The sequence below is a fragment of the Coprothermobacter proteolyticus DSM 5265 genome, assembly GCF_000020945.1.
Taxonomy (GTDB): domain Bacteria; phylum Coprothermobacterota; class Coprothermobacteria; order Coprothermobacterales; family Coprothermobacteraceae; genus Coprothermobacter; species Coprothermobacter proteolyticus.
Genome location: NC_011295.1, coordinates 475,391 through 491,519 on the forward strand (window position 1 = coordinate 475,391; position 16,129 = coordinate 491,519).

The 16,129-nt window shown below is 45.2% G+C and carries 19 protein-coding genes; 15 read left to right on the forward strand and 4 right to left on the reverse strand.

Translation table 11 applies throughout. The features are described from left to right. The first annotated feature begins 32 nt into the window (after nt 1-32). The gene (locus COPRO5265_RS02395; RefSeq protein ID WP_012543924.1) at nt 33-503 is read left to right on the forward strand and encodes a hypothetical protein; all 471 of its coding nucleotides are present in this window, start codon (nt 33-35) and stop codon (nt 501-503) included. Between the two features lie 74 nt (nt 504-577). Here COPRO5265_RS02395 and COPRO5265_RS02400 read toward each other — a convergent pair whose 3' ends face one another. Next, complete coding sequence (locus COPRO5265_RS02400; protein ID WP_012543851.1) at nt 578-1,135, reverse strand: hypothetical protein; 558 nt, start codon at nt 1,133-1,135, stop codon at nt 578-580. A gap of 48 nt (nt 1,136-1,183) precedes the next feature. On the opposite strand from COPRO5265_RS02400, the gene rdgB reads away from it, so the two are divergent. From rdgB to COPRO5265_RS02470, 14 genes are read left to right on the forward strand one after another with little or no spacing between them, the layout of a single operon-like run. After that, a complete protein-coding gene (gene rdgB, locus COPRO5265_RS02405) occupies nt 1,184-1,810 on the forward strand; it encodes an RdgB/HAM1 family non-canonical purine NTP pyrophosphatase (protein ID WP_041735604.1) in 627 nt (208 codons plus the stop codon). Beyond that, a complete protein-coding gene (locus COPRO5265_RS02410) occupies nt 1,803-4,403 on the forward strand; it encodes a valine--tRNA ligase (RefSeq protein ID WP_012543530.1) in 2,601 nt (866 codons plus the stop codon). Before rdgB ends, COPRO5265_RS02410 begins: the two co-directional genes overlap by 8 nt. A gap of 3 nt (nt 4,404-4,406) precedes the next feature. Beyond that, nucleotides 4,407-5,171 (forward strand): class III extradiol dioxygenase subunit B-like domain-containing protein, encoded by a 765-nt coding sequence (locus tag COPRO5265_RS02415; protein WP_083760216.1) that lies wholly within the window; start codon nt 4,407-4,409, stop codon nt 5,169-5,171. 5 nt (nt 5,172-5,176) lie between these two features. Continuing rightward, nucleotides 5,177-5,707: an AmmeMemoRadiSam system protein A gene (gene amrA, locus COPRO5265_RS02420; protein ID WP_012544216.1), complete on the forward strand. Its 531-nt coding sequence runs from the start codon at nt 5,177-5,179 to the stop codon at nt 5,705-5,707. Then, nucleotides 5,704-6,696, forward strand: a complete 993-nt coding sequence (amrS, locus tag COPRO5265_RS02425; protein ID WP_012543532.1) for an AmmeMemoRadiSam system radical SAM enzyme — start codon at nt 5,704-5,706, stop codon at nt 6,694-6,696. The genes amrA and amrS overlap by 4 nt, the downstream gene beginning before the upstream one ends. A 2-nt stretch (nt 6,697-6,698) precedes the next feature. After that, nucleotides 6,699-6,941 (forward strand): DUF4321 domain-containing protein, encoded by a 243-nt coding sequence (locus tag COPRO5265_RS02430; protein ID WP_041735606.1) that lies wholly within the window; start codon nt 6,699-6,701, stop codon nt 6,939-6,941. A gap of 31 nt (nt 6,942-6,972) precedes the next feature. After that, entirely contained in the window at nt 6,973-7,980 is a 1,008-nt protein-coding gene (locus tag COPRO5265_RS02435) for a rod shape-determining protein (protein ID WP_012544705.1), read from the forward strand. Nucleotides 7,981-7,986: 6 nt separating this feature from the next. Next, nucleotides 7,987-8,670: a hypothetical protein gene (locus COPRO5265_RS02440; protein ID WP_012544539.1), complete on the forward strand. Its 684-nt coding sequence runs from the start codon at nt 7,987-7,989 to the stop codon at nt 8,668-8,670. Beyond that, nucleotides 8,664-8,993: a hypothetical protein gene (locus COPRO5265_RS02445; RefSeq protein ID WP_049750675.1), complete on the forward strand. Its 330-nt coding sequence runs from the start codon at nt 8,664-8,666 to the stop codon at nt 8,991-8,993. Before COPRO5265_RS02440 ends, COPRO5265_RS02445 begins: the two co-directional genes overlap by 7 nt. After that, complete coding sequence (mrdA, locus tag COPRO5265_RS02450) at nt 8,983-10,707, forward strand: penicillin-binding protein 2 (protein WP_012543502.1); 1,725 nt, start codon at nt 8,983-8,985, stop codon at nt 10,705-10,707. The genes COPRO5265_RS02445 and mrdA overlap by 11 nt, the downstream gene beginning before the upstream one ends. After that, on the forward strand, nt 10,685-11,386 hold the full coding sequence (locus COPRO5265_RS02455; protein ID WP_012544529.1) for a hypothetical protein: 702 nt from the start codon (nt 10,685-10,687) through the stop codon (nt 11,384-11,386). Before mrdA ends, COPRO5265_RS02455 begins: the two co-directional genes overlap by 23 nt. Then, complete coding sequence (gene minD, locus COPRO5265_RS02460; protein ID WP_012544109.1) at nt 11,365-12,168, forward strand: septum site-determining protein MinD; 804 nt, start codon at nt 11,365-11,367, stop codon at nt 12,166-12,168. The genes COPRO5265_RS02455 and minD overlap by 22 nt, the downstream gene beginning before the upstream one ends. Next, nucleotides 12,168-12,425 carry a cell division topological specificity factor MinE gene (minE, locus tag COPRO5265_RS02465; RefSeq protein ID WP_012544784.1) on the forward strand — a complete coding sequence of 86 codons (258 nt, stop codon included), beginning with the start codon at nt 12,168-12,170 and terminating at the stop codon, nt 12,423-12,425. The genes minD and minE overlap by 1 nt, the downstream gene beginning before the upstream one ends. Further along, complete coding sequence (locus tag COPRO5265_RS02470) at nt 12,422-13,507, forward strand: FtsW/RodA/SpoVE family cell cycle protein (RefSeq protein WP_012543816.1); 1,086 nt, start codon at nt 12,422-12,424, stop codon at nt 13,505-13,507. The genes minE and COPRO5265_RS02470 overlap by 4 nt, the downstream gene beginning before the upstream one ends. On the opposite strand, the gene COPRO5265_RS02475 is transcribed toward COPRO5265_RS02470, so the two are convergent. From COPRO5265_RS02475 to COPRO5265_RS02485, 3 genes are read right to left on the reverse strand one after another with little or no spacing between them, the layout of a single operon-like run. Beyond that, complete coding sequence (locus COPRO5265_RS02475; protein ID WP_012543703.1) at nt 13,504-14,712, reverse strand: M16 family metallopeptidase; 1,209 nt, start codon at nt 14,710-14,712, stop codon at nt 13,504-13,506. The genes COPRO5265_RS02470 and COPRO5265_RS02475 overlap by 4 nt on opposite strands. 51 nt (nt 14,713-14,763) lie before the next feature. Beyond that, nucleotides 14,764-15,012, reverse strand: coding sequence for a S4 domain-containing protein (locus COPRO5265_RS02480; protein WP_012544513.1), 249 nt, complete (start codon nt 15,010-15,012; stop codon nt 14,764-14,766). Continuing rightward, the gene (locus COPRO5265_RS02485) at nt 14,999-16,057 is read right to left on the reverse strand and encodes a MazG family protein (protein WP_012543471.1); all 1,059 of its coding nucleotides are present in this window, start codon (nt 16,055-16,057) and stop codon (nt 14,999-15,001) included. Before COPRO5265_RS02485 ends, COPRO5265_RS02480 begins: the two co-directional genes overlap by 14 nt. Nucleotides 16,058-16,129: the final 72 nt, after the last annotated feature.

The window sequence follows — 16,129 nt, forward strand, 5'->3', positions numbered from 1 at the left end:
AAAAGAGAGCAAAAAAGGAGAGTGAAAAACATATGAACGCCGATCTCCATGTTGAACTCATTAAAGAAATACCTGAACCTCAGAAGGTTAGCAATTGGAACGATTTTTTGGAAGGTGCTGAAAGTTTCATGACAGCTTTGGAGGCTCGGTACGAGGAAGAAGGGTTGTACTTCAGTGCTGAGATGCGTCTTTATTCTGGCATGGAAGCAGGCGATCTGATCATGGCTTCTACTCTTTATGAAGTGGAGTTGGTCAAGGCTAAAGATTTAGTCCTTGCTTTAGATGCGTGGGCAAGAGAAAACGGGTTTACCCTGGGCGAAGTTTCTTTAGAATTCCGTAGCGAACAAGATGTGGTACCCAGATTGAACGTGCCGCGGTTGCTAGCTGAAACAGGCGTGAAGATGGAAGTGGAAAAAGGTAAAGTTGCTCTGGTTTTCACTCCTGGTTCCATGAAAGATTTTTCTTCGCTGTTCACCACGGTGATTGAAGATCTTAGTAAATGAAGAATAAGCGCAAATGAGGTCAGAGTGGATCAAGTGCTATTGCTTCTTTGTTTTTGTGTAAGATTGCGCCATGGCTAAGGCGGAGAGATTACTTTGGAGATGATGTTAGAAACACCACGTCCGTCGCTGTCTACGGCGTACACCGTTACATTCATGTTGCTGCTTCTTTCTGCAGGCAGCCGCGTGAATTTGTAGCTGAAAGTGCCGTTAAAATCTGTTCTAAGTACCATGATCAGTCGGTTATTAGACCAAAATGTTACGTAATAGGCGCCGCCCTTGTTACCTTTAGTCACCTTACCGCTAAACACTACCCAATCAGCTTTTATTTCATCGGCCGTTGGGTAACTAAGCTGTAGTGACAACGTTTTTGACGCAGTGGTGGCCTGAGAGGGTGTAGGGAATCCATAAGATACTACGGGTGCACTGCCTGTTGCCGTTCCCGGTGTGGTAGTCGCTGTGCATACTTCTTTGACAACGGTTACTGTTTCTACTACTCTTTCTGGAACACAGGTGGAATTGTTAATGTTTGGTCTGCCGGCAAGGATGAGCAGTGCTCCCAAGAAAAGCCCTATGGCAAAAAGTAAAACCCCCGACACGGTTTTTCTGTTTTGTGGACGCTCAGGATAATACATGTATTTTATTTTATCAGAATTCCACCTTTTGCGTTGTAAAATTTAGCCATGGAGCGCATTAGAATGGTTTTAGCTACTGGAAATCTGGGCAAGGTCCGTGAGATTTCTCAGTTGATAGGTGACGTTGTGGAGTTGATTCCTTACGAAGGTGCGTTACCTGAAGAGACTGGAACTACTTATGCTGAAAATGCTTACATAAAAGCAAAAGCTGCATTTGATAAGTACCATTTACCTTCATTGGCTGACGATTCAGGATTGGAAGTGGACTTCCTCGGAGGACAGCCGGGTATTCACAGCAATAGGTTCCTGGGCCTAAAATCGGATCAAGAGAAATACATGAGAATACTGGAGCTTTTAGAAGGTGTGCCTTGGCAGAAGAGAACAGCTCGTTTTCGGTGTTTGGTTTGTTATGTGGATAGAACTGGAGCTGCTCATTACTTCGAAGGAGTAGCAGAAGGTTATATAGCAACTGAGCCAGCTGGTGAAGGCGGATTCGGCTATGATCCTGTTTTCTACTATCCTCCGCTTCAAAAAACCTTTGCGCAGCTTCCAGCACAGGTCAAGAATCAGATAAGTCATCGGAGCCAAGCATTTCTTAAGTTCAAGGAGTATTACTTGAGCACAATCGAAAGTATGCGAACACCCCGACGAGGAGGAGAAGATAAACATGAATGATGGAAAATTTGAAGCACAGTACGATGCCACTGCTGAACTTAAATGGGCAAAAAAGTGGAAGGAAGATAAGGTTTTCCACAGTGAGATCGACAAAGCCAAGCCGCGCTTTAGTATTGTCATACCTCCTCCAAACGTTACTGGCTCACTGCACATTGGGCATGCGCTGGACTTGTCGCTTCAAGATGCCATTGTGCGTTACAAAAAAATGAACGGGTTCAATGTCTGCTGGGTTCCAGGCACTGATCATGCAGGCATAGCAACTCAGAACGTTGTGGAGCGTGCTTTGCTTCAGCAAGGCATACGTCGTCAGGATCTGGGACGAGAGGTTTTCTTGGAAAAGGTTTGGGAATGGAAGGAGCGCTATGGCAATACCATTTTAGATCAGATAACACGACTGGGCTGCGGAGTAGATTGGGACAGGCTGCGTTTCACCATGGACCCGGTGTGTGCCAGAGCCGTGCGTCGGGCATTTAAAGAGCTCTTTGATAGAGGCCTCATTTACAAAGGACACTACATGATCAATTGGTGTCCACGTTGTGGCACTGCCATTTCTGACCTTGAAGTGACTTATGAAGAAGAAGACTCACATTTGTGGTTTATAAGATACCCCTTTGAAGACCAGAAGGGCTTCATAGTTGTGGCCACGACTCGTCCAGAAACCATGTTAGGAGATACTGCCATTGCCGTGCATCCTGACGATGAACGTTACAAGAATGTTGTGGGAAAGCATGTCATTCTTCCATTGGTAGGAAGGAAAATCCCTGTCATTGCGGATGAAAGTGTGGATCCCGAGTTCGGAACTGGAGCAGTAAAAGTTACACCTGCTCACGACCCAACTGACTTCGCCATTGGCCAAAGGCATAACCTTGAACCCATTCAGGTTATCGGACTTGACGGTTCAATGACTGAGGAAGCAGGTATTTTCAGTGGTATGGACCGGTTTGATGCTCGCAAGCAAATCGTGCAAGCTCTTGAAGAGCAGGGCTATCTTGAAAAGGTAGAACCTTACAAGCATGCCGTGGGCCATTGTCAGAGGTGTCACACTGTGGTGGAGCCCATGCTTTCTGACCAATGGTTTGTTAAGTTAACAGCCATGGCTGATGAAGCAAAACGTGTAGTAGAAACAGGTGAAGTGCAGATCATCCCAGAGCGCTGGATAAAGGTCTACCAAGATTGGATGGACAACATACGTGATTGGTGCATATCCAGACAGATTTGGTGGGGGCACCGCATTCCTGTTTATACCTGTGAAGAATGCGGATACGTGTTTGCCAGTGAAGAGGAAACAGTGGAGCAGTGTCCAAAATGTGGTGGGCCAGTAAAACAAGAAGATGACGTGCTGGATACATGGTTTAGTTCTTCTTTGTGGCCCTTCGAGGTGTTCGGGTGGCCTGAGGAGACTGAAGATTTGAAATATTATTACCCCACATCACTGCTCATAACTGGCTACGACATATTGTTTTTCTGGGTTGCTCGCATGATTTTCATGGCAACCACACTAACAGGGCAGATACCTTTTGAAGAAGTGTTTCTACATGGCCTTGTCTTAGATGAACATGGGCAGAAGATGAGTAAGTCAAAAGGTAACACGGTTGACCCCATGGACATGATTGATGAGTATAGTGCTGATGCACTTCGCTACGCTCTTGTATCAGCCATGAGTTTGGGCGGTCAGGATGTGAATTTTTCCGAGTCCAGGGTAGAGCACGGTAAAAATCTCACAAATAAGATATGGAACTCCGCTCGCTATGTTCTGAGTGTTTTGGAGGGTAAGCAGCTGGATACAACACCAAACCAGTTTAGCATAGCTGATCGTTACATACTAAGCAGGTTGGAGCAGACAAAACAATTTGTTAGCGAATGTTTTGAGGCTTATGATTTCGGCGCCGCTCTGAGGGAAATAGAGAGTTTCTACTGGAGTGAATACTGCGATTGGTACATTGAGATGTCAAAGGTGGATCCCAATTACAGTACCTACTGGACGCTCAAAGAGGTTTTGGAGCAGTCATTAAAGTTGTTCCATCCTTTCTTACCTTTCGTGACTCAGGAAATTTGGGATCGGATGGGGCATAGTAATTACCTGGTTGAGGAATCTTGGCCAAAGCTTAGCGAGCATGTGGTTGATGAGGAAGCCATTGAGAAAGTTGCCACAATGAAAGAAGCTGTTAGAGGGCTAAGAAATCTTCGTGCCGAACTGGGCTTAAAGCCAAGCCAGAGAATACCAAGTGTTTTCTTACAGGGAAATATGGAAGAGTGGGAAGAGTTCTTCCCCTACATAAAATTCCTTGCACGCGTGTCAGAAATTGAGCACTCATCACAAACTATTTCAAATGCCTACAGCGTAGTTGTCGGAAACACAGTGTTCTTTGTGCCATTAGAAGGTTTGGTAGATATTGACAGAGAAAGAAAACGTCTGCAGAAACAACAAGCCGATTTAGAGAATCGTATAGCCATATATGACAAGAGGCTGCAGAACGAGGATTTCATCAAAAAAGCACCACAAGAGGTTGTGGAAAAGCAGAGGGAAGAGCGTAAAGCATTGGAGGAATCACTCAGTAAAGTGATTAAGAGATTGAGTGAACTGGGGGGATGAGTTGTGCCTGTATTGGGCATCATTTCTTGTCATCCGCCTATAATCATTCCTGAAATAGGCGGAAACGAAACGAAAAAAGTGCAGAAAACCATTGATGCACTTAAATTAGCCGCATCTGAAGTGGAGAAGTTTAATCCTGAGGTGACACTCATAATGTCACCTCATGCAGTGGCTTTGAATGGGGAAAAGGTTCCAGTCCAGGTCACCGATAAATACACAGGCGATTTTGGTGATTTTGGTGCTCCTCACGTGACCATGCGTTACGATTGTTCTTCTAAGGATGCCTATGCACTTAACGGATGCGGCGCATTAGCTATTCGTTATGGACTCATGGACCATGGTTCCATGGTACCTCTTTACTACTTACGCCCTAGCTCCCCATTGGTAATTATGGGCTATGCATTTTTGCTCTCCACCAAAGGTTACATTACTTTTGGCTCCTGCATGAGACAGCTTTTTGAAGGTAGAAGAGTTCTCTTCATTGCTTCAGGAGATCTCAGCCATAGGCTGCTTCCTGATGCACCAGCAGGATATCATCCAGACGCAAAGCGGTTCGACTTAAAATTGGTTGAAGCGGTTAAGGATTGGTCACTGGACAAGTATCTACTTCTGGAAGATTTTAGGGATTCAGCTGGTGAATGCGGTTATTGGTCCATAGCCACGCTTTTCGGTTTTATGGGCCCAAAGGCTGAGAGCGATGTCCTGAGCTATGAAGGGCCTTTCGGCGTGGGCTATGCGGTGGCAGTTGTGAAAGAATCGGGTGAGTGAGCACCATGGCTGAAAAAATGCATCATCCTTATGTGGAGTTAGCTAAAAAAGCTTTGGAAACGTTTGTACTCACCGGTAAAGTCATACCGGCTCCGGAGCCTTTACCTGAACTTTTTAGCGGAAGGGCTGGCTGTTTTGTCACACTCATGGAAAATGGAGAACTTAGAGGCTGTATTGGTACCATTGAACCTGTTTATGACAACCTGGCACTGGAGATTATCAACAATGCCATTGCCGCTGGGACTGAGGATCCACGGTTTCCACCTGTTAGGGCTGATGAACTGCCTTATCTGGATTACACTGTAGAGGTACTGGGACCCCTTGAACTCGTTAGGGATCTATCTGAGCTTGATCCAAGAGTGTACGGAGTTGTGGTTCAGTCCAGCGTTAGACCTCTACGTAAGGGTGTGTTGCTGCCAGACATTGAAGGTGTGGACACAGTTGACGAGCAAATCAGAATTTGCCGACTGAAAGCTGGTATAAGTGGCAGTGAACCAATCATTCTTTATAGGTTCCGTACTGAGAAGTTTAAATGAAGCTTTACGTTGAAACTGATAAAGGTATAATTTGTCTGGCTTGTCCCAGGGCGTGCAATCTTTCTTCTGGTAGAGGATATTGTGGCGTTCGTTCTGTTAAGGATGGCAAGTTTTCCTGTGATGTATGTGAACTGGTTAGTAGCATAGCCAATGATCCTATTGAGAAAAAGCCAGTTTTTCACTATTTGCCTGGTTCCACGGTGCTATCTGTGGGAACGTTGGGTTGTAATATGCGCTGCATAGGTTGTCAGAATTGGGAGATTGCTCACGCTGATTTAGATACTTATCGTTGGAACCTCCAAAGAATAACTGCCAGTGAGCTTGTAGCATTGGCAAAGCGTGTAAGCGACGGTTTGGCTTGGACTTACAATGAGCCCACAGTATGGGCAGAATACGTATATGATGGAGCTTCTCTGGCTAAGGAAGAAGGTCTGTATACGGTTGTGGTCACCAATGGTTACTATTCCCTTCAAACCTTTAAACTGTGGGAGCCAGTCGTTGACGTCTTTCGTATTGACCTTAAGGGCTTCACTGACGAGACCTATGATAAGTTTGCCCCCGATGTTAAGGTAAGTGTGATTTTGGGCAACATTGAGAGAGCGGTTTCCTCTGGAAAACATGTGGAGGTAGTGACCAATGTCATGCCAGGCGTGAATGATGTTGATTTGGAAGCCATTGCCGACTTCATTAAATCTTTGAATCCTGAAATACCTTGGCACCTAACGAGGTTTTTTCCCCAATTTAAGATGCAAAATGTGCCACCTACGCCGGTGAGTTTGCTTACCAGGGCGCGTCAGATGGCTCTGGAAAAGGGGCTAAAATACGTGTATTTGGGAAATGTAAATTTGCCAGGTATGGAAAATACTGTGTGCCCTCGTTGTGGTAATCTTTTAATTGAAAGAAAAGGTTTGTTCACGGTTGAGAACTATGTTGAGCAAGGCAGCTGTCCCCGCTGCGGCAATAAAATTTATGGAAGATTTGGAGGTTGAAGGTGAGACGGAAGCCTACTTTACCACTCATTTGGAGCATTTTTATCGGTTTGTTTCTCGGAACATACCTAGGATTCTTGCTTGGGAAGTACATTCCTTTTTTCAATCATGCGTGGAATTTCCAGCTGGGACCTTTGGCTCTTGACTTGGGCTTTATGGCGGCTCAATTCAACCTTTCTCTGGGTATAAACGCCATGTCATTACTGGGCGTACTGTTCATGCTCTATGTTTATTTGGTGCAGTAAAAATTGAAAAGAAAAATAGGAGGTCATAGTTATGCCAATAGATATTGGGATCGATCTGGGAACTGCAAATAGTTTAGTGGCGGTTAAAGGCAAGGGCATCGTGGTTAGCGAGCCCTCCGTAGTAGGTTTGGATCGTGTTACGCACAAAGTTCTCAAAGTAGGTAACGAGGCCTTTGAAATGGCTGGAAAAACTCCTGAGAACATTGTGGTGATTAGACCCCTCAAAAGTGGAGTTATTGCTGATGACTACACCACGGAAATCATGGTGAAGTATCTCATAAGTAAGGCAAAAGGTCATGTGGGGTTTTCTGTGTTTCCTCAGAGGCTACGCGTAGTTGTGGGCGTACCAACTGGTGCTACTCCTGTGGAACGTAGAGCGGTGGAGGATGCCTGCAGAAACGCTGGAGCAAGAGATGTTTGGGTGGTTCAGGAGCCTTTAGCTGCAGCTGTAGGCGCTGGTCTTCCCATTACCGAACCCAGAGGTAACATGATTGTAGACGTCGGAGGAGGAACCACTGAGGCTGCGGTTATCTCTTTGGGTGGTTTGGTTTCATGGAAATCGGTACCGGTGGCAGGTGATGCTTTTACTGAAAGAATTATCGAATTTGTTAAAAGTGAATACAACCTGTTCATAGGCGAACGAACTGCTGAAATGATAAAAATAAATATTGGTTCCGCATACCCCATGGAAAAGATGCAAATGGAGGTTACAGGCCGCGATCTGCTAACAGGTTTACCAAAGCGTATCACCATTTCTTCAGATGCTGTAAGAGATGCTTTCAAGGATCTGTTGGGGAGTATTGTTGACGCAGTGAAAGGTACATTGGAGGCCACACCACCAGAGCTAATTTCGGATATCATGGAAACGGGCTTTTACCTCACGGGTGGTGGCTCCTTACTAAAGGGCTTGGATCGATTGCTTAGTGAACGCACTGGCGTGCCTGTGCACACTGTGGAGGATCCTCTAACTGCAGTGGCTCGTGGTGCTGGTGTTATTGCAGGAAACATGCATCTACTCAAAGAAATCCTGCAAGCGTGAGGATGAATGAAGGTAAATCTTGCCCGGGTCATAGAATGGACCATAGCGGCATTACTTATTCTGGCTGTGTTTACCACGATCAGCTGGAATACATTCTTTAGCTATGTGTCCAAACCTTTTCTGTGGATAAGAACAGGAATTTACAGGGTCGGTGAGACTTTTTCTGATTTTTGGTGGTGGAATACTGAAGGCAAAGTTGTCTATGAGAAGAAACTCATGGAAAATGAGAAAGCGCTTGCTCAAAGCGTTACAGATAGTGTCAGGTTTGGTGAAGTAAAGGTCATCGGCTTGAGATGGGATCAAAAACACATTGAACTCATAGCCACTGGAGGTAAGGTCCAAGTAGGGGATTTAATTACCACTGATACAGACATTGTGGTGGGACAAGTCAGCGAAGTTGTAGGTAACGAGTTTGTGATTCGCACCATATTTGACGAATCTTTTAGTGTACCCGGCCTTATATCAAGAACTGGTGCAGTGGGCAGGCTTTTTTATAAGGGTGGTGAACTTTCCTTCCAACCGGTTGGTTACGAGGACATTTTGCCAGGCGACTATGTGGTAGTACCCACAGCAACGCCGTTACTCGCGGCAGTAGTTACCGATGTTTCTGACAAACAGTACATAAAGGCGAATCCGGTTCTGGTTGATCTTAGAGCATATGGCCTGAAACTATGGAGTAAAACATGGTAGAAAGCATATTTTTCTTGATTACTGGTACGATGTTTTTTCCTCCTTTGGTGGTGATGCGAGTCAAAGCGCTTTTGAGTAGCTATGGATTTTGGTCTTGGCTCTTGGTGTTCTTTCTTGCTTTGGGGTTTGATGGGGCGTTCATGCACCCGTTTTGCGTTTGTACTGTGGGGCTGTTACTTTTGGCAGATATTTTTGAGTGGAGTTGGAAAAAACTAGCTGTTTCTATGTCAATTATGTTGGTATTGTGGGGATTCATCATAAATTGGTGGACACTACTGGTGCTTCCACTCATTGTGGTGGAGGCGTGGGCTGATGCGGAATAGGGCCTTTTATGCTCTGGGTTTGCTGGTAGTACTCATTGCGGGCGGGTTTATTTGGCGGCTTCACTTTCTCCAAATTCAGCAGTATGACTACTATGCGACCAGGGAGAAAAACAATTACACACGCTATGTGACTGAAGAGCCCATCAGGGGACGGATTTTAGATACAAAGGGCAGAGTTCTTGCTTACGACCAGACTGCATACAATGTGGCTGTGGTGCCCGCTTTGTCAAAAAATGCAACTACGACTAAAGAAAACCTGTTTAAGCTGGGCGCCAAAGCAGAAGATGTGGAAGCCGCCTTTGAAAACAGCAAACTTTATCCCTTTCAGCCCATGGTTGTCATACAGGATATATCAGAATCTAACCGCTTAAAGGTTCTGGAAGTAGAAAACCATGATCCTGCCATAAAACTGGTTTTAGGCTCCAAACGTGTTTACCCTTATGGGCAACTGGGTGCTTTTATCACTGGCTATGTGGGAATGGCCTCCAAGGAAGATCTGCAGCGTGATGAAAATTTGCGGCCAAGTAGCATTGTAGGAAAAATGGCTGCGGAAAAGGTTTTTGACAGCTACTTAAGAGGCCAGCCTGGCATAACTGAGGTCTTGGTTGATGTTACCGGACGCGTGGTTAAGGAAAAGTTGGTTTCAACGCCAGTAAAGGGGTATGACGTGTACCTCACTGTTGATATGGATTTGCAGAAAGTGGCCTGGGATGCGGTTGCAAACGAAGTTGGTGGAGTCATAGCAGCCAATCCAAGGGATGGTAGCATTTATGCTTTGGTTTCTAAGCCCAGCTTTGACCCAAATGTGTTTGTGAAAGGTATTGACAGTGCAACGTGGAAAGAGTATGAGAAGAACAGCAGCTTAGTAAACAGAATGACCATGTCTCAGATTCCTCCTGGGTCCACTTTCAAGGTGGTAACAGGCTTAGCTGGACTCTATTATCACGCTATAACGCCTGACTTCACCATTAATGATCCCGGTTACCTTCAGCTTGGTTCCGCTCGGGTCTGGAACTACCGTCACAGAAGTTGGGGCAAGGTTGACTTTGAGAAAGGACTCGCTGTGTCCAACAATGTGTATTTCGGGACGGTTGGGTTACGCACCGGCATAGATAAGATTTACGAGGTAGCAAAGACTATGGGCCTTACTGATTATCCTTGGATAGAGTATGATGCTGTTAGCAAGGGAATTATTCCTAATCAGCAGTGGAAAAAGGAAGTGGTAGGCGAGCCTTGGTATCCAGGAGATACAGTGAACACCAGTATTGGTCAAGGTTATGTGGCGGTTTCGCCCATGCTTATGGCTCAGGTGTATCAACAGATTATTAACGACGGTGAACTTTACAAGTTCAGGTTCCTAAAGGAAGTTCGCGACGGTAAGACGGTGGTATTTAAAGCTGAACCCGAGTCACGCCCTCAATCCACCATTTACAAAAACTGGTTTCCCGTCATCAGGAATGGTATGGAAGCAGGCGTGGACTGGGGTTTGCTCACGGGGCTAAAGTCCAGTATGTATACGGCGGCTGGCAAGAGCGGTACTGCTGAGACTGAGAGAGCGAACAAATACCATAAGTGGCTTATTGCATATGCAAATCGTAATAATCCTGAGATAATGGTGGTATCCTTAAGGCTTTATACTACAGATACAGAGCCTGTTAAAATTACTAAAACGGTCATGGAGGGTTATTTCCGTGGAAAATCAGCAGTACGTTAAGTTAACTGGGTTAAGAGATGGGTATTTGGTGGAGTACCAAGGGGATAACCCTGAAGAACTATCTACCATACTGGCTAAGTACTTGCAGTCCTATGCTGATCTATTGCAGGGCCACAATCTTTTTGTGAAATCTGCTTTGGATGAAAAAGCCTTAATAACTGTTGGAAAGAAGCTCAGTGCTCTGGGGTTCCGTACCAGCCTCGTGAAATACGAGGAGAAGCAAAAAGAAAACAAAAAGGAAATGATGTATGGAAATGCTAGCAGGTCAGCAACGGGGCACCGCGTCACAGCCCAAGATAGCAAAAAGAAGGGAATTCCTAACACTACTGGCGACGTGGTTTTTCGGGTCGTGGTTGGTCCGCTCAGAAGTGGGAAGAGCATTAACTTGGGAGAAGGTGTGCTTCTGTGGGGTGATCTCCATAAGGATGCTGTAATAAAGGCTCTTTGCGTCATCGTCATGGGGAAGGCTTCAGGCAAGGTTATTGTCCCTGAGGGTTCCTTTGTGCTCATGAAACAAAGTGAAGGGGCCTCGGTTCAGGTGGGCGATGTGCTTTACGTGGATATTTCTTCTCCTGCGTGGATCCTAATCACAGATGCTGACCCTGACGCAGTAGAAGTGTTTTCTGATGAAAAACAAGTAGGGAGGAGGATGAGTCAATGGCTGGGCAGTGTATTGTAGTGACATCTGGAAAGGGAGGCGTAGGTAAAACCACAATAACAGCTAATGTGGGGTACGCCCTGGCTTCCCTTGGTAAGAAAGTGCTTCTCATTGATGGAGATATTGGCCTTAAGAATCTGGACAGCGTGCTTGGGTTAGAACGGAGGGTTGTCTACGACTTGTTCGATGTGATAACCAACAGGATTGAACTTGAAGATGCTTTAGTTAAAGACAAAAGATTACCTGACAATTTGTTCTTATTGGCAGCTTCGCAGAGCCACTTTAAGGAGGATGTACCTGAGGAGAAGTTTAGTGAAGTGGTGGAAGAGGCAAAAGCGTTGTTCGAATACGTACTTGTGGACAGCCCTGCTGGCATTGAGCACGGTTTTAGAATTAGTAGTCGTTTTGCTGACCGAGCAGTAGTGGTAACTGTGCCTGAAGTTCCCAGTATTCGTGATGTGGATCGAGTGGTCGGGCTCTTGGAGAACTATCGAGTATCTGTGGACGGCGTAGTAGTAAACAGGCTAAACCAGACCTTGGTACGGCAGGGTAATATGCTTTCACCCCAGGATATTCTGGATCTGTTGGAAATACCACTTCTTGGTGTGGTTCCAGAGGACACACTCATTGTTCAAGCGGTAAACCAAGGGGATCCACTGGTTTATAAGTATCCGAACTCAGCGGTGGCACGTGCTTACACGAACATTGCCCATAAACTGCTGGATCCCGAGTATGTTCCTCAAGAAACTAAGAAATCAAGAGGCTTTTGGTCTCTATTCGGCTTTCTCAGAGGTGAGGGATAATGTCTTGGTTCACTGACTTGTTTGGGCGGCACACGAAAAATGATGCTAAGCAGCGTCTTGAGGTCATGCTCATACATGATCGTGGAATATTTGATAATGCTGACCTGGAGCAGATGGAGAAAGAGATTCTGACGGTGGTAAAGCGCTATGCTGACATTGAGACTGGTGCGGCTGAAATTTGCACAGATAAGTTGGACAATGGCAGATTACTGCTCAGCATAAGAGTTCCTGTGAGGGGCCAAAAGAGTAGACGGTGAAAATAAGGCTAGTTTTTGGTTTGATCTGTGTCGTTAGTGCTTTTGCTTTGGTTTTCTTTGGTTTAGTAGGTATCTCTGCAGCTACGCAACCTGGCTATGAGTTTAGCGGCTTCATGACTGATTATGTCAGAACCCAACTGATTGCTTTTGCGGCGGGACTCTTGGTGGGTCTTATTATTCTGTATGTGGGGTTTGCTTACGTGCTAAAAGTTGCTCCATATTTGGCAGTTGTCAGTGTGATTTTACTTTTGATCACTTTGGTCATGGGTGAAGAGGCTTATGGTGCCCAGAGATGGATATCCTTTGGCTCTTTTCAATTTCAACCTTCAGAGCTTGCAAAGTTGTCTTTACCCCTGCTTCTTGTTTGGATAAATGGTCGCTTCAGTGGTGTTAAGAAGTGGGCCATAAGTCTTGTTGGTGCTATGTCTTATGTGGTACTGGTGCTAGTTCAGCCAGATTTAGGGACTAGCATTGTCTTGCTGGTGGAGTTTATAGCCTACTTAGTTATTGAAGGTGTTAACTGGGGCATTTTACTTTCAGGGCTTTACATGGTAATCTTGGCCTTTCCAATTCTTTGGGATAAAGCTCTTAAGGAATACCAAAAACGTCGTCTTCTCAGCTTTTTAAATCCCTTCGATGATCCTTCTGGTTCTGGCTACAATCTAATTCAAGCATGGACAGCCATTGGAAGTGGTGGTTTAAAGGGTAAAGGCCTTGATAATGCCTATTTTCTTTATTATGGCTATCTGCCTGTTGACCATGCCGACTTCATATTTGCAACGATTTCCTACGTACTGGGTTTTTGGGGTGCGGTGAGCTTGTTGGCGCTCATGTGCTCTTTTGTCTTGGGCGGGGTAGGATTTGCGTTCTTTGTTCCTGATAGTAAGCAGAAAGAGTTCTGTTTTATTGTCCTATGCGCCTGGCTTATCCAATTTGCGGTAAACATTGGAATGAATTTGGGACTTATGCCCATAACTGGTATTCCGCTGCCTTTCATAAGCTATGGTGGGTCTGCTCTTCTCATGAACATGGTTATGCTTTTCACTTTTCTTTCTTACAGACCCGAACCTGAGACCCATTAGGGTCCCAGGATTACTTCAGCAGATCCGGCTTCCATACTGTGTTTCAGGTTTTCACTGATAAGGTCCACACTAATGCTGTTAATGTACTGAATTTCGCTTTGAGGGTCCCAGACACGGTTTCGGGTAACAAATCTGTCTGCCAAAAGCAGAGAAATACTTGAGGTGGATTCCAAGCTCATGGTGTAAGCGCCAACGGTGAACCTCTTAAACCTATCCAGTTCATCCACCGTGAGCTTTGCTTGTGAAAGCCTTTCTATCTCCTCTTGAATAATACTCTTTGTTCTGTCTAGCCCCTTTGGTTTCAAATCACAAGAAACAATTAATGCACCTGCTACCGAAGTTGCTTCCACCGTGGAGTACACTGAATAGCTAAGGCCTTCTTCTTCACGTATGCGCAAAAACAACTGACTAAAGCTGGATCCACCGAGAATGTTTGATATGAGTTGGTAGACAAAGATGTCATCCCTTGCTGCTTCACAAGCTTGCAAAGCAAGCCTATAATAGGTCTGTTGTGTGTCTTCTTTAATTCTTGAGCTACCCGGAGTGAACTCTGGTCTTTCCATATGCTTAATGGGATCCACCAACGGGGAAGGAATGTAAACATTCCTAAGGAAGCTCTCCAACACTTTACCGTCAATGGGGCCGGCTATGGCCACACAGGGCTTTTGGTAGATCAACTTTTCCCAGAAAATGTAGAGTTTGGTTTTGGTGGCGTTCTCGATGTCTTTCCGCCTGCCAATAACGTCTTCACGCAAACGATGGCCATTCCACATCGTTTTCTGCAGATGTGAATAAGCTCTCTCCTCGGGCTGGTCTTGTGCCATCTGGATCTCGCTTATAACAACCTGTTTTTCAGTGGAAAGAGCAGTTTCTTCTAATAAAGGCTCGTAAGCTAGGCTGAACAAAACTTTCACAGCATTTTGCCAGTAGTTTGCAGGTACGGTTGCTGTTAGGTATATGGCATCATAAGTAGTGAAACCGTTGTAACGTCCGCCTACACCTTCTATCTCCATGGCTAAATCCTTGCTTGTTGCGTAAGTGCGCGTTCCTCTAAAGAGCATATGTTCCAGTAAATGTGCGTATCCGTATTGGCCTTCTTCTTCAGCCATAGCTCCGCCTGGTATGGCAATGGTTATAGAAAAAACGCTAGTGTCTCTTTTTACGTAAAGCGAAGGAAATTCAGTGTTCAATGTTTCTATGTTCATTTCTTGCCTCCTTTGATCTGCAAAATCAAGATACTACTTACTATACGGGTATTACGAAAAATCATCTGTTTTCTTGATTCTTTCTTGGAGTTCTGCTTTTGAGGGGCGTTCCACGTTTATCACCACATAGCGCGTATAAGCCACAGGTGTATCCACTTCGATCATGTCGTCGACTTTCACAGGATCCGATTGTTTTGCTAATTTGCCGTTTATTTTAACGTAACCTGCCTGAATTATTCTTTGTGCTAACGTGCGTCGCTTAATGATACCGCTTTCTTTGAGAAACTTATCCAGCCTCATTCTTTGATTCTTCCCACAGCGTTTCTAGATCATTTTCAGCTTGATGCTCAGTTACGTACTTTAGACGCCTCTGGAATTTCTTGCTACTATGGAGAAGAGCATCTTCTGGGTCCACGTTCAAAAGTCTGGCTAGGTTTACTACCGTGAACAGAAGGTCACCTACTTCGTCCTTCATACTCTGGGTTTGTCCGCTCTCAAAAGCACAGCGAAGTTCTTCAAACTCTTCCTCGAGTTTGTCTTTTAGTTGCATAGGGTCTTCCCAATCCAAGCCGTGGTGATGAGCCTCATCTTGCAGGCGAAGTGCCCAGGTAAACACGTTGGGCGGGACAGATTCGTCATCGCTATTTTTACCTTTACGTTCCTGCCATTTGCTTAATACGGTGGCTGCATCAGCGTCATGATCAGATGCAAACACATGTGGATGCCTCGAGATCGCTTTCTCTGAAGCTTTAGTAAGAACATCCGCCAGTTCGAAGGCGTCATTTTCTTCTGCGATGACGCTATGAAGCAGCAAATGTAGCCACAAGTCGCCCAGTTCTTCAGCGTAATTATCCATATCTTGGTTGGAAATAGCTTCCATGAGCTCACTAAGTTCTTCACGGCTCAATGTGACTAACTGGTACGGAGTAACTTCTCGGTCCCATGGGCATCTTTCTCTGAGGTTTTCGACTATCTTCTTAAAGCGCATGAACTGAAAACCTACCGTTTTGGGCAGTGTGCAGTGGCAATCAGAACTTCCAAATGAGGGGGGCTCTGGTAACTCAAAAACGCTCTGCAACTCCAAGGCGGCTCTCTGAGGGGTATAACCTAAGCTCTGCAAGAAAAGATTCGAGAAAAACAAAGCATTTTCCAAATTGCTAGTCACTACCACAGTGCCATCTTTGTTAGTTAGGAGGCCTTTCCAGACATCTTCCAAAACCTGCTGCCAGTCAATCACTTCTCTCGGTAAGCGTATTTGTCCACACTTTTCTTTACTGGTTCCTTCTGCTTCTGTCTCTGTCTCAACACACACGTCCAATCCTTTTATGACCTTATATCGCTTCATATTAACATCTTACACCAGCGCAGTATTCTTGGTATAATTCTAGTTATGTTATATTAACTGAAAGTTAAAAGG

What these genes read in the sequence shown, in the direction of transcription:
- COPRO5265_RS02440 (WP_012544539.1), top strand. Translation starts at nt 7,987, where the DNA reads ATGAAGGTAAATCTTGCCCGGGTCATAGAATGGACCATAGCGGCATTA.
- mrdA (WP_012543502.1), top strand. Translation starts at nt 8,983, where the DNA reads ATGCGGAATAGGGCCTTTTATGCTCTGGGTTTGCTGGTAGTACTCATT.
- COPRO5265_RS02475 (WP_012543703.1), bottom strand. Translation starts at nt 14,712, where the DNA reads ATGAACATAGAAACATTGAACACTGAATTTCCTTCGCTTTACGTAAAA.
- COPRO5265_RS02400 (WP_012543851.1), bottom strand. Translation starts at nt 1,135, where the DNA reads ATGTATTATCCTGAGCGTCCACAAAACAGAAAAACCGTGTCGGGGGTT.
- rdgB (WP_041735604.1), top strand. Translation starts at nt 1,184, where the DNA reads ATGGAGCGCATTAGAATGGTTTTAGCTACTGGAAATCTGGGCAAGGTC.
- minD (WP_012544109.1), top strand. Translation starts at nt 11,365, where the DNA reads ATGGCTGGGCAGTGTATTGTAGTGACATCTGGAAAGGGAGGCGTAGGT.
- amrS (WP_012543532.1), top strand. Translation starts at nt 5,704, where the DNA reads ATGAAGCTTTACGTTGAAACTGATAAAGGTATAATTTGTCTGGCTTGT.
- minE (WP_012544784.1), top strand. Translation starts at nt 12,168, where the DNA reads ATGTCTTGGTTCACTGACTTGTTTGGGCGGCACACGAAAAATGATGCT.
- COPRO5265_RS02395 (WP_012543924.1), top strand. Translation starts at nt 33, where the DNA reads ATGAACGCCGATCTCCATGTTGAACTCATTAAAGAAATACCTGAACCT.
- COPRO5265_RS02485 (WP_012543471.1), bottom strand. Translation starts at nt 16,057, where the DNA reads ATGAAGCGATATAAGGTCATAAAAGGATTGGACGTGTGTGTTGAGACA.
- amrA (WP_012544216.1), top strand. Translation starts at nt 5,177, where the DNA reads ATGGCTGAAAAAATGCATCATCCTTATGTGGAGTTAGCTAAAAAAGCT.
- COPRO5265_RS02445 (WP_049750675.1), top strand. Translation starts at nt 8,664, where the DNA reads ATGGTAGAAAGCATATTTTTCTTGATTACTGGTACGATGTTTTTTCCT.
- COPRO5265_RS02480 (WP_012544513.1), bottom strand. Translation starts at nt 15,012, where the DNA reads ATGAGGCTGGATAAGTTTCTCAAAGAAAGCGGTATCATTAAGCGACGC.
- COPRO5265_RS02410 (WP_012543530.1), top strand. Translation starts at nt 1,803, where the DNA reads ATGAATGATGGAAAATTTGAAGCACAGTACGATGCCACTGCTGAACTT.
- COPRO5265_RS02435 (WP_012544705.1), top strand. Translation starts at nt 6,973, where the DNA reads ATGCCAATAGATATTGGGATCGATCTGGGAACTGCAAATAGTTTAGTG.